Annotated in this window: 11 protein-coding genes; 7 read left to right on the forward strand and 4 right to left on the reverse strand. The window is 39.0% G+C overall.

Annotated features, from left to right (window positions below; translation table 11 throughout):
- Nucleotides 1-136: 136 nt before the first annotated feature.
- The gene (locus AC20OE_RS16620) at nucleotides 137-733 is read left to right on the forward strand and encodes a TetR/AcrR family transcriptional regulator (protein WP_410559537.1); all 597 of its coding nucleotides are present in this window, start codon (nucleotides 137-139) and stop codon (nucleotides 731-733) included.
- Between the two features lie 79 nt (nucleotides 734-812).
- Nucleotides 813-2,252 carry a DHA2 family efflux MFS transporter permease subunit gene (locus tag AC20OE_RS16625; protein ID WP_058837394.1) on the forward strand — a complete coding sequence of 480 codons (1,440 nt, stop codon included), beginning with the start codon at nucleotides 813-815 and terminating at the stop codon, nucleotides 2,250-2,252.
- Between the two features lie 139 nt (nucleotides 2,253-2,391).
- Here AC20OE_RS16625 and AC20OE_RS16630 read toward each other — a convergent pair whose 3' ends face one another.
- The 3 genes from AC20OE_RS16630 to AC20OE_RS16640 all read right to left on the reverse strand — a co-directional run bounded on the left by AC20OE_RS16630 (nucleotide 2,392) and on the right by AC20OE_RS16640 (nucleotide 6,242).
- Nucleotides 2,392-3,699, reverse strand: a complete 1,308-nt coding sequence (locus AC20OE_RS16630; RefSeq protein WP_059376083.1) for an aspartate aminotransferase family protein — start codon at nucleotides 3,697-3,699, stop codon at nucleotides 2,392-2,394.
- A gap of 252 nt (nucleotides 3,700-3,951) precedes the next feature.
- A complete protein-coding gene (locus tag AC20OE_RS16635; protein ID WP_487269025.1) occupies nucleotides 3,952-5,085 on the reverse strand; it encodes an aminotransferase in 1,134 nt (377 codons plus the stop codon).
- A 101-nt stretch (nucleotides 5,086-5,186) separates the two neighbouring features.
- Nucleotides 5,187-6,242, reverse strand: coding sequence for an ornithine cyclodeaminase family protein (locus tag AC20OE_RS16640; protein ID WP_487269026.1), 1,056 nt, complete (start codon nucleotides 6,240-6,242; stop codon nucleotides 5,187-5,189).
- A gap of 393 nt (nucleotides 6,243-6,635) precedes the next feature.
- On the opposite strand from AC20OE_RS16640, the gene AC20OE_RS16645 reads away from it, so the two are divergent.
- The 5 genes from AC20OE_RS16645 to AC20OE_RS16665 all read left to right on the forward strand — a co-directional run bounded on the left by AC20OE_RS16645 (nucleotide 6,636) and on the right by AC20OE_RS16665 (nucleotide 12,040).
- Entirely contained in the window at nucleotides 6,636-7,517 is an 882-nt protein-coding gene (locus tag AC20OE_RS16645; RefSeq protein ID WP_025093564.1) for a LysR family transcriptional regulator, read from the forward strand.
- 306 nt (nucleotides 7,518-7,823) lie between these two features.
- Nucleotides 7,824-8,717 carry an alpha/beta hydrolase gene (locus AC20OE_RS16650; protein ID WP_059376088.1) on the forward strand — a complete coding sequence of 298 codons (894 nt, stop codon included), beginning with the start codon at nucleotides 7,824-7,826 and terminating at the stop codon, nucleotides 8,715-8,717.
- Between the two features lie 140 nt (nucleotides 8,718-8,857).
- Nucleotides 8,858-9,235 (forward strand): MmcQ/YjbR family DNA-binding protein, encoded by a 378-nt coding sequence (locus AC20OE_RS16655; RefSeq protein ID WP_099662958.1) that lies wholly within the window; start codon nucleotides 8,858-8,860, stop codon nucleotides 9,233-9,235.
- A 112-nt stretch (nucleotides 9,236-9,347) separates the two neighbouring features.
- Entirely contained in the window at nucleotides 9,348-10,109 is a 762-nt protein-coding gene (locus AC20OE_RS16660) for an SDR family NAD(P)-dependent oxidoreductase (RefSeq protein ID WP_064498158.1), read from the forward strand.
- Nucleotides 10,110-10,891: 782 nt separating this feature from the next.
- Nucleotides 10,892-12,040, forward strand: a complete 1,149-nt coding sequence (locus AC20OE_RS16665) for a type II asparaginase (protein ID WP_212044608.1) — start codon at nucleotides 10,892-10,894, stop codon at nucleotides 12,038-12,040.
- A 35-nt stretch (nucleotides 12,041-12,075) separates the two neighbouring features.
- Here AC20OE_RS16665 and AC20OE_RS16670 read toward each other — a convergent pair whose 3' ends face one another.
- Nucleotides 12,076-12,969 (reverse strand): alpha/beta fold hydrolase, encoded by an 894-nt coding sequence (locus AC20OE_RS16670; protein WP_039176773.1) that lies wholly within the window; start codon nucleotides 12,967-12,969, stop codon nucleotides 12,076-12,078.
- Nucleotides 12,970-13,025 lie beyond the last annotated feature (56 nt).

The raw sequence follows: 13,025 nt of genomic DNA on the forward strand, positions 1-13,025 counted from the left end.
GAATTGAAAGAAGGATCATAAGTAAAAAATAATGATTGACAATGCGGACAGTTGTCCGTAAGATAATATCGGGACAATTGTCCTAAGAAAAACCTAAAGTGTTTTGATTTAACACATAGAGATGAGTGTCATGTGGATGAAGGTAAAGAAGGTGTGTATGGTGGAAAAGGATATTGGTGAGGAAATTGAAGAGATCGCATTCTCCTTGTTTCAAGAATTTGGTGTAGAAAATGTCAGCATGCATAAAATTGCGAAAACAGCTGGTGTTGGACAGGGCACTCTATACCGCCGCTACGCCAATAAAAGTGATCTATGCCTTTCTATCCTTGGGGAGAGATTTGAACAGCTGATCCCAGCTTTGCATCTTTACTTGAGCAAAATAAGTGATCAGCCGGTTCGTGAACGTTTACGCTATGTTCTCGAAGAAATTCATCTGATCGTCGGTCACCATTTAGACTGGATTCGGATGCTCACAATCTCTGGGAATTTAGAGCAGACAAGTAAAGTGTATGATAGTCATTACAGTCAATCACTCAGACAAATCATTCGTGAATTGCTTGAAGAAGCGAGAGAAAAGGGAGAAGCGAATATACAGGATATAGAACTGACAACGTTATGTATGTCTTCTCCAATGACGCCTGAGCTCATGTTTTATATACATGAATCTGGCTATTCGATCGACAAAATTGCTCGATTTGCTGCAGAAAAACAGATTTTATCCGTCTTTCAATAGACATGAAAGTGGCTCATTTCTGACCACCCTGACTTCCTAAGGTTCATCTAAATTGAAAAAGAAAAGGAGCCAACTTAATATGAACAAACAGCAAGCAGCAGCTTCTGAAATTCGAACGCTGCCCATTATTATTTCTTTTATCACAGCTGGATTTATTGGCCTGTTCAGTGAAACGGCATTAAACATGGCGCTGAGAAGTTTAACGTTAGACTTTGGAATTGAAGCGACGACTGCTCAGTGGCTGACAACAGGATATTTATTAACACTTGGTATTCTCGTGCCGATTTCAGGACTCATTCTTCAATGGTTTACGACAAGGCAGCTTTTCATTACGTCGCTCGTCTTTTCGATCATCGGAACATTTATTGCGGCGGTTGCACCGGTCTTTAGTATTTTAATGGTAGCACGTGTCGTGCAGGCAGTCGGTACAGCATTGCTTCTGCCATTGATGTTTAATACGATTTTGGTCATCATCCCGCCTCATAAACGAGGCCGATCAATGGGGATTATTGGTCTTGTGATTATGTTTGCACCAGCTGTCGGCCCGACAGTCTCTGGTCTTATTTTGAAATCGTTGACTTGGCATTGGATTTTCTGGATTTCACTTCCTTTATTAATGGCTGCACTTGTTTTTGGTTTTATCTTTATGCAAAATATTACAGAACCAACAAGACCGAAAATCGACATTCTATCGATTGTGCTTTCAACCATTGGTTTCGGAGGAATTGTATATGGATTTAGCAGTGCCGGTGAAGGCGGCGGCTGGAGCAGTATGCATGTCATCGTTGCAATTGTAGTTGGTGTCATAGGGATTCTCGTGTTCTCTTTAAGACAGCTAAACATGAAAGAACCAATGCTGAACTTAAGCCCGTTTAAATATCCGATGTTTGTCATTGGGTTACTTCTGATTTTAGTGTGTATGATGGTAATGCTGTCTGCTATGATGATTTTGCCATTGTATCTGCAAACGTCCTTGGCGCTTTCTACATTTACAGCAGGTTTAATGCTATTGCCAGGTGGAATTATCAACGGACTGCTATCTCCAATCATGGGTGGTCTATTTGATAAATTTGGTCCAAAATGGCTTGTCATTCCAGGTCTTGTCATTGTCGCAGCGACGATGTTTGGCTTTACGAATCTAAGTGTGAATACGTCGATTGGATTCATTGTAACTCTTCATATTACCTTAATGATCGGAATCGCGATGATCATGATGCCTGCTCAAACCAATGGATTAAATCAGCTTCCGCCAGAGCTATATCCGCATGGTACAGCGATTATGAATACCTTGCAGCAAGTGTCAGGAGCCATTGGTACTGCGATCGGTATCTCGATCCTTTCATCAGGAGCTCGCAGCTTTATGGAAAATGTATCTGATCCCGCAAATCCGGTGAATCAGCTGCTCGCCTTTACAAATGGTGTCCAGCATGCATTTATCTTTGCCGTGATCATGACCGTCATTGGATTGATTATTGCTTTCTTCATTAAACGAGTGAAGGTAGAACAGCAAGTATCATAAGAGAAATGAAAAGCACTGAGGACATAGCGCCGCAGTGCTTTTTTTCAATAAATTAGTCTTTCATCAAATAATGATATCATTAAATATGAAAAAAAGAGTCGTACATAGAATAGCGGTGAATACTCGAAACGGCTTCTACTTAAAATTCTTTCTCAAATTGGTGCAATGCCTTTTCTAATTTTGAAAGCCCATCGTCAATCTGTTCTTTTGTGACGGTCAGAGGAGGGATCATTCTAATCACTTCTCCTTCGTTACCGCATAAGTAAAAGAGAACTCCCTGCTCAAGGGAATAATCTAAAATCTTCATGACGGCGCTTCCATCGGGTTTTTTTGTTTTTGGGTTTATCATTTCAATTCCAATCATTAAGCCTACCGAGCGTATCTCTCCAATGACCGGGTGATTTTTTTTCATTTGTTTTAGTTTTTCAGCAGCATATTGACCAACCACTTTTGCATTATCTAGTAATCTTTCTTCTTTCATTATTTCAAGAGTGGTCAACGCTACCGAACAGGCAATTGGATTTCCACCGAACGTTGTTCCATGACTTCCAGCAGGCCATTTGCTCATCAGTTCTTTTGAAGCTACTGTGGCACTTAAAGGTAGACCAGAAGCTATTCCTTTAGCGATAGCCATAATGTCTGGGGTGACTTCAAATGTCTGAGCAGCAAACCACTCTCCTGTGCGTCCAAAGCCAGTTTGTACTTCATCAAAAATAAGCAGTATACCATGCTGATCGCATATTTCGCGGATCTTTTTCAGCCACCCTTTAGGAGGGATGATGTAGCCGCCTTCTCCCAATACAGGTTCTAATATGACGCAGGCTACTTCTTCAGGTGTCACTTGGTGTTTAAATAATTCTTCAAAATGTTTTTCTAATTCGTTAATGCAGAAAGTTTCTGGGTCTTTACCTTCGGGGCATGCCTGCATATTAGCGTAAGGCAGATGATAAGTCAGGTGAGACGGATTTATATATTTTCTATATTTACTTTTTGATGTTGATACGCTTAAAGCACCTAAAGAACGGCCATGAAAGCACCCCGTAAAAGAAATAGCATAAGGTCTCTTTGTTGCATATTTAGCCAATTTTAAAGCTCCCTCAATTGCTTCAGCGCCACTATTGGCAAAGAAAAAACAATTTAAATCTCCTGGCAGAATTTCACCTAGAGATTTGGCCAGCTTTAAAATAGATTCATACATAATGACTCCCGAAGGGCCATGAGTTAATTGATCTGCTGCATCCTTGATACTTTGTACGATTTTAGGATGGCGATGTCCTGTATTAGCTACTGCAATCCCGGAAGTAAAATCTAAATAGGTTTTCCCATCCAGCCCGTAGTAATAACAACCTTCTTCTTTTACCACAGGTAAGTTTGGATGATCTTTGGCCATGCTAGGTGCTAAATAATCACTCATGTTCTCAACTAAGGAACTCCAGTTGTTGCTCATAAAATCTCCCCCCTTAAGCTTTTTACACCTCTACCTTTCCTCTGTTGCAGGTGTAGAATAACACGAAAATAATTAACTGAAAATTTTAACTTATTTATGGTAACTATTGAAATTAATGATGTGAGATAATCTGACAAGATGAGGTTTTTAAATATCTTTTAACTTTACAAAAAAAAACCGAACTAACCATTATTGGCAGTTCGGTTTTTTGTACGATCAGATATTCCAAATATCTATCTTAATGGTTGTTAATCAGCTATTTACTTTAAGGGTACGCAAATATTCAGAGAATTTCTCAAGACCTGCTTTTAATACATCTGTTGAACATGCGTAACCGATACGAACGTAACCTTCCATATCAAAGCAAGAACCTGGCGTTAAGAATGTGCCATTCGTTTTAAATAGGTCAACGCAAAATTCTTCTGATGAAACAGGGTAATCGTATTTCAGCATAGATGTTGTGCCTGCACGTGGCTTTACGTAGGAGATTGAAGGTTCGTTTTGAACCCACTCATCTAAAATAGCCAGATTATCTTTGATAATTTTGCGGCTCCTCCCTAGGACTTTGTCGTAGTTTTTAAGAGCATGAACGGCTAACATATCGTCAAGCACACCACAGCTGATTGTTGTGTAATCAGGGTGTTTTATGCATTCAGCGATCACATCACTTGGACCTGCAATCCAGCCAAGGCGCAATCCGGCTAATGAAAATACTTTTGACATACTTGATGTACTGATTCCTTTTTCATATAAATCAGCAACAGATGGCACAACAAGGTTATCTTCCTGTAATAGGTTTCTGTATACTTCGTCGCACAGCAAGTAAGCATCACTTGAGCGTGCAATTTCTACAATTTCTTCAAGCATTTCTCTCTCAATAATAGCACCTGAAGGATTATTCGGATTGTTGATAATAATCAATTTTGTTTTTTCGTTAATCAGAGACTTTAATTCGTTTAGATCCGGCAGGAAGTTATTTTCTGGTCTCAATGGCAGCAGATCTACATTCGCGCCAAATGAAGCAGGCACATCATATAACTGCTGGTATGTTGGGTGTACAGCAATTACATGATCTCCTGGCTCAATAAGAGAATAGAGCACTAAGAAGTTTGCACCAATTGCTCCATTCATGACAAGTACATTATCAGCTTCAACTGTCTCATACAGGCCAGATACTAAGCTTTTAAACTCTGGAGATCCTTCAATATGTCCGTATGTTAATTTTTTCTTTCCGACTTCATTGAAAAAATCTGCCGGATTTGAGCCGTCGATTCCAATCAACTCATTTACAGTGAAAGATTCAACACATGTTTCCGCGATATTATAAACGGCCTCTTGCTCGTATAAATTCATCCAATGTTCTACAGCAAATGTTTTAATATTCATCCGATTAACTCCTCTGTAAGTATGATCTTATTTTTTTGATACGTAGTCTTTTGGTAAAGAATACTTTCTAAGATCTGCTGATTTAAAAGGCTATCGATCAGTTACAGCTTTGTCGACATCCCAATTTGTTTTTCTTCTGCCTGTTCTAGAACATAGCTCGCTGTCAATAGATCTTGAAGAGAGATGCCTGTACTGTCAAAAACAGTGATACCTTCTGGAGAAATGCGTCCTGGTGCTTGATTTGTAATCACTCCTCCAATTTCCGAAATGATGCTATCTTTTGCGATGATGCCTTTTTTGAATGCAGTTTCAAATTCTCCTACCGTAACAGACTGTTCAAGGTCATCAACGAATATGCGAGCATCAGTTAAAATATTTTCATCAATTTCCTGTTTTCCTGCCATGTCTGCACCCACACATGAAAAATGAGTACCTGGCATTACCCATTCTTTTAGAATAATTGGTTGGCGTGCTGGAGTAGCTGTAATAATAATATCTGCATTTCTCGTAGCTGTTTCAATATCATTAACCGGCGTATACTCAATCTCTATCTTTTGAAGCATTTCTTCATAAACTTCCGGGTTTTGTTCTTTAGTTTGAGCTAACAGCTCTTTTAACTTGCCTTTGATGTCTGCACAAAACTGACCAGCTTGGTCAAATGAATGAGCATTATACACTCGAACTCTTTTGATATGGTTCATTGTCATTAAAACAGCTAAGATTTGATAAGCTGCAACATGACCTGATCCTACCATAAGCAATTCTTCTGAATCTTTTCTTGCTAAATATTTAGCTCCAATTCCACCAGCTGCTCCGGTGCGCATCATGGTCATATACTCACCGCTCAAGATACCGATTGGAAGGCCTGTACGGCTGTCAAGAACTAAGACAGTTCCAACAACAGCAGGAAGGTTTTTAGAAGGGTTGTCACCGAACCAGGAAACAAGTTTTAAACCGAAAATGCCTGCTCCTGACAATTCTCCTGATTTAATATCCATGTCCGCTTTACCAGGTTCGAACTCGTGAAACACCATTGGGAATAAAGAAGCTTCTTTATTTTCTTTTAAGACGTAAGCTTTTTCTACGATATCGATTACATTTTTCATATCAAGAATAGCTTTGATATCTTCATGATTTAATACTTTAAATGGGTACATAATATTCTCCCTTTCCCTTACTTCGTTAAGCTCTTTATCAAATCTATCACAGGATGAAACAAGCTAAAAATTAATTAATTTAATAGTATGCATTAGAAAACTTTAGCGATATATCATAACCTTAAGAGTAAGGAGATGATTTGGTTTTTATTGGTATTTTAAATTAGGCGATTCAATAGTTACCAATAAAAAATGAATGATTCGTATCAAACTTTTAGATTTTCTCGTTAAAATTTTTGATATAATGATTTGATTGCTATTCTCTTCAGCGCATCTTGTCTATGGGGTTATATGGTTTACCTTATATCCTATGAGAAAGATGATTACTTTATATACTTTTGGTTAGGAGCTTTTGTAGGCTATAAAAAATATAGATAGTGAGATGAAGGTTAAATGGAACTCAGAAATCTAAAAACTTTTCAAGTAGTAGCCAATGAATTGAATATGACCAAAGCTGCAAAGATCTTAAAATATACTCAACCCACTATTACTTTGCAAATTCAAGTATTAGAAAGGGAACTAAACCATTCTCTATTCACCCGTATTGGAAAAAAAACGTTTTTGACGCCTGCTGGAAAAAAATTAAAGCAGCATACAGATAGATTATTTGAATTAATGGAATATATGGAAAGAGACATGGAAGAGTTAAATGGTCCGTCCGGAAGTCTAACTATTACAGCTTCAGAATATTATTGTACGAATCACCTTTCCCTACTGCTTAGTTCTTATACAAAATTGCATAAACAAGTTAAGCTGCGCCTCATGCCAGCAAACAGCCTTATAGCTGTCGATAAAATTTTAAATAATGAAGCAGATATTGGGATTGTTGCAGGGGAAGTTGATTCCTCAGAATTAGAAAAGTTTGTTTTAGAAAGGGAAAAGGCGGTGTTGGTTGTCTCCGCCGATCTTACAAAAAACCGCTCTAAAGAAGAGATTATAGAATCTTTTCCGTTTCTTGCTTATCATGAACATTGCGGTTTTAGCTCAATTACAGAGCAGTGTTTTTCTGAAATTAACACCCGTCCATCTTCTATCATTGAATGCGGGGGAAGTGATGAAACGATTAGGCGGGCAGTTTTAAATAAAACCGGAATCGCCTTGCTTGGTGAAAATATGATTAAAGAAGAATTAGCAGAGGGTATTCTTATCCCATTGCATTACTGTGAAAAACCAATTGAAACATCTGTCGTATATTTAAAAAGTCGTTCAGAAGGACCAACCATTCAATCTTTCTGTGAATTGCTCAAAGAAACTTGGTTTGCAGTTACAGATTGATCATTTTTTCTTAAAAATTATTTATTTTTATAGGTTTTCAGCTGTGATATAAAAACGAGTTTTCCCATTTACATTAAACATGGACAACTCGTTTTCTTCGTTTTTTCATTCTCTTAGTATCGTGTGTTAAATTCAGTGCGTTACTTAGCTTTATTGATAAGTTTAGCTAATAAACGTATACCTTCTTCAATGTCTTCTTTTTTTATTTTGATTATTCCAGTAAGGTGCTGCTGATTCAGTAGAAGGAAAAGAGGAAAAAGGAACGAATGAGTTAAGAAGAAATGAATAAGATAGGAGTCTGAGATCATGAACTTAGAAGAACAAATCAAAATCGCTGCTTCATTACGCCAGCCATCTGAAGGTTCATTAGCGAGTCAATCGGAACTAAAGCCAGTAAATCCTCCTGATGTGAACAAAATGGAATATGACATTCCAACAAGTGCTGGCGAAACAAAGGTGTGGGTGTTTAAGCCAGTGAACACATCAAAGCAGCCGCTTCCGGTTTTTGTGAATTTACATGGTGGCGGATTTATCATGGGCAGTGCTGAAATGGATAATCCATGGTGTCCAGTCATTGCAGACCGGGCGCAATGTATCGTGGTCAATGTCGAGTATCAGCTTGCTCCTGAGCACCCTTTCCCAGCGGCTCTTCATGAATGCTACGATGTACTGAAGTGGTTGTATGAACATCCTGACGAGCTTCAAATCGATCGGAATGCATTAGCCGTTGGCGGACATAGTGCAGGAGGAAATTTGGCAACGGCTGCTTGTCTATTGAATATTCAAAAAGGAAATACACTCCCAATTGTTTATCAGGTGCTTGATTATCCGCCGCTTGATCTAGCCACTGATCCAGCAGAAAAGCCAGCGTTTGATGAAGCGATTCCAGTTGAATTGGCGAGACTCTTTAATTCCTTCTATCTGCAAGGCCAAGATCCGCGCAATCCGCTCGTTTCTCCGGTTTTTGCAGATCGTACATCCTTGGCACAAATGCCTCCAGCTCTCGTCATCACAGCAGAGAAGGATTCGCTGGCTGAAGAAGCTGAGCAATATGCTGCCAAGTTAAAAGAAGCTGGGATAGACGTCACGTATAAACAATTTAAAGGAGTTCCACACGGCTTCACGCACGCCGGAGATTTAGCCATAGCTGAAGAAGCTTGGCATTTGATGGGGGATAAGCTAAAGAAGGCGTTTGAATAAAAAAAGCAGTGTGATTCAAAAGCACAGGAGACAACGGGCCTGTGCTTTTCTTATTGTTTCTGAAAAAAAGCGTCAGATATCTTTCCTCATTGTCGATATAATAGAGAAAATAGATGATTTCTAAAAAAGGAGCTAATGAAATGAAAAAAGAACAGCTGCAGACATTTTGTCTTTCCTTAAAAGGAACAACCCATGATTATCAACCTGAGTGGCAGGCAGATCGTTATCATATTGGCGGAAAGATGTTTGCTATGATGGGGGGAGATGCGAATCGAAAGCCTGTCATCACTTTAAAATGTGATCCTCTTCGTGCTGAAGAACTAAGAGAGATGCATGAAGGAATTATCCCTGGCTACTATATGAATAAGACTCATTGGAATTCCATTTACCTTGATGCAGAGATTCCATCCTCATTTGTAGAGGAGCTAATCGAACATTCCTATCAATTGGTTTTTCAAAAATTAACAAAAAAATCTCAGCATGACATCCTCCAAAATGATTCAAAAGGAAGTAACTGAGGAGCTGTATCTAAGTTGACATGATGCCCTTTGACTCTCTTCAAAATTGACTTGAGCGAAACGCTGTCGTTATAATTTAACCAGTTAGAAGACGCGAATAGGGGGATATAAAATGGGCTATACAGTCATTACAGGAGCAAGCTCAGGTATTGGATATGAGGCGGCTCTCGCCTTTGCAGCACGAGGGAAAAATCTTATATTAGCTGCACGCCGGCTCAATAAACTCCAAGAATTGAAGAAAAAGATTCATGATCAATATCCCGATATCACAGTAGTCATACAGTCAGTTGATTTAACAAACATAGAGCAAGTGTATTCATTTTATGAATCATTGTCAGATTATGAACTGGATACGTTCATTAATAATGCAGGGTTTGGTCATTTTGGCTCTATAGGAGAACAAGATTTAAGTAAAATTGGGGATATGCTTCATCTGAATATAGAAGCATTAACGATTCTATCCACCTTATTTGTTCGTGATTATGAGCAAGTAGAGGGAGCTCAGCTCATTAACATTTCTTCACGAGCAGGCTATACAGTCGTTGGCAATGCCGTCACCTATTCAGCAACGAAGTTTTACGTGAGCGCCTTTACAGAAGGACTGGCCCTAGAATTGAAAGAAAAAGGTGCCAAATTAAAGGCAAAAGTTTTAGCGCCATCCGCGACAGAATCAGAATTTGCAAAGCGCTCATTGGATGTAGACGAATTTGAATATGAAGGCAATTTCAAGAAATATCATACATCAAAAGAAATGGCTGCTTGTATGCTTGAGCTTTATGACAGTGAAAAAACAGTCGGTATTGTGGACGGAAAGACATTCGAATTTGAATTGAAAGATCTAATCTTTTCACACGCAGGTTCAATGAAGAAATAACGATTCCCATCACTGAGGTACATTTCCTCAGTGATTTTTTTTGGCATGATTGACTGAATGGTCAAGCATAGGAGGTATGTAACAAGATATATACCCTTCGTCTCTATATAGAACAGGAGCTTGTACGTCCTGCGCATTATGTGGTTTTTTCATGCATTCTTTGATAAAACAAAGAATCACATGTCCAGTAGATAAGACTGCTCATGATGATGATGGGTAAAGACGCCGGGCTCCCAATACCATCAACGAAAAAAAGCATGACAACCAATGCAATCAGTAAATAAGCAGCTAAATAAAGAGGGTGAAAAGCCTTTGGCTGTAAAGAAAACAATAACTGCAAAGGAACCGCAAAGACGAAATAATAAACAAAAAAGATAGGGATGTAAAATATCAGAAACGCAGGCTCAGCTTGAATAGGTGGAAATAAGCAGACAAACAAGCCGAGTAAAGTAGAGCTGATGAATAGTGTGATTAGGATTTTGTAAAAGGGTGGAAGCGAATGCAAAATGTATACTCCTTTTTTGTAAAATTTACTATATTTTATCATAAATTCATTATCAAGCATCGGTTATTTTTAAAATACGCCACCTTCAATACTCAATTTAATTACAGCAAATTTAGGTATTAAGAATTGAATAAACTCTTAATATCATGCCCTTTTTACCTTTATTTGGTTCTATATCTTTAGCCTCATGCCGATGAATGAAGGTATGGTATAAAGTAAAGCCTATAGAAAGAGATTTAGCCATGAAATCCATCAAATGAGGAAAAGAGATGATCCAATGAACATGACAAAATGGTTAGGTGTTGTCCTTCTTTCTGTTTTATTACTGGTGACAGCAGCCTGTGCGAACACAGGTACTCAAGAGAATAGTCAAAGCGAAAAAGAAAACGTATCCAGTGAAACAAAAGAGAAAAACAATGCAGTTGAAACAGGGAATAAGTCCTTATCAAATATTAAGGTATTAGCCACAGGCGGGACGATTGCTGGCAGTTCAGATAGTGATACAGATACGACGGGCTATAAATCTGGTGCACTTGGCATCGATAAAGTCATTGCTTCTGTTCCACAGCTGAAGGATATTGCAAATGTCACTGGTGAGCAGGTAGCGAATGTTGGAAGTGAAAATGTTGATGACGCTCTTCTTTTAAAATTAGCCAAACGAGTCAATGAGCTATTAAAAGATGATCAAGTGGATGGCATTGTCATCACGCATGGAACAGATACACTTGAAGAAACAGCTTACTTTTTAAATCTGGTGGTCAAAAGTGATAAGCCTGTTGTGGTCGTTGGCTCAATGAGACCAGCATCGGCTATCAGTGCAGATGGCCCGCTTAACTTGTATCAGGCGGTGAAAATTGCATCCACCAAAGAAGCAAAGGGCAAAGGGGTCATGGTCACATTAAATGACCGAATTGCATCAGCTCGTTTTGTTACGAAAACAAATACAACCACAACTGATGCCTTCAAGTCACTTGAGCAAGGATACATGGGAGAAATTGCTGGTGAAGTGGTGTCCTTTTATAACGAACCGACAAGAAAACATACGACTGAAAGCGATTTTGATGTATCGAAGATAAAAGAATTGCCACAAGTTGATATTTTATACGGCTATCAAAATGATCAAAAATATATGTATGATGCTGCAGTAAAAGCAGGAGCGAAAGGGATTGTTGTAGCCGCAGCAGGAAATGGAACGATGTCAACAGAAGCCATCAAAGGAGCAACAGATGCAGTGAAAAAAGATGTGGTTCTCGTGCGATCAAGCCGTACGGGTAATGGAATTGTCACCCATGAAAAAACGGATGATGAACATCACTTTGTATCGTCTGATTCATTAAACCCGCAAAAAGCACGTATTCTGCTCATGCTGGCACTGACGAAGACAAAGGATCCAGATAAAGTGCAGAGGTATTATGAACAATATTAATGAAGAAAAAGACCCGAGTCATATCGGGTCTTTTTTCATGCATGTTTCTGATGTTCAGCACGCTCCTTTAAAGAGCGTAAAATATCTCGCCAAATATCGTCTACATCAGTAAGAAAATGCCCTGCTTGATCTATATAATGCGTTTTGACGTTTGGAATCGCCCGAGCTATTTTTTCTATTTCTACAAATGGAGCCATCGTGTCTTCTTTTCCATGCCAGACATCAACAGGGATTTGAATATCTTTCATATCGAATGCCCATGGTTTCGAAAGTAAAATGGGTTCACGAATACACTCATCCACCGATTGACGAGTCGCTTCGTGTAAATGTGTCATCATCATTTCTACCTGCTCATCGGTTTGAAGGAATTGCCGATCCCACGGATGTAAATGCTTGTTCCCGTTTTTGGCCAGCTTCTTAAATTTCTCTGGTTTGTTCTCAATCATTTTTTTCTGGGAACGATAGCTTGCTTTCAATAGCCAAGGAAACTTCTTACTAAGGAAAAAGGCTAATTTATTTTCTTTCAGCATGCTTTTTGGCGGTTTTCCGTCCTGAAAAGGGGTTGTACTTGAGATCAGAGCGGCAGAAAGAACGCGATCCGGCAATTGATAGGCACAACCAGCAGCGAATGCACCGCCTCCAGATACACCCATCACTGAAAAATGTTGAATGCCAAGATCATCTGCCACTTCCTGCACGTCTTTTGCCCAGTCTAAAATTGTGCGGTCAGGTAGAGGGGTGGATAAACCAAATCCAGGTCGATCCAAACAGATGAGACGAATGCCGAGCTTTTGAGAGATTGGATCATCATCTAAAAACATCACTCTTGATCCAGGTGTTCCATGAAAAAAGAAAATTGGAAACCCCTCAAGATCACCGTATTGAATCAAACCGATGTGCCGGCTATCTTGTAAATGAATGCTTCTCATATTTTCAACCCCTTAATAGTTTAGTTAACTTAAATGTTGGGGAGAGAAACACCGTA

It is taken from the genome of Bacillus sp. SRI_025 (genome assembly GCF_057592095.1).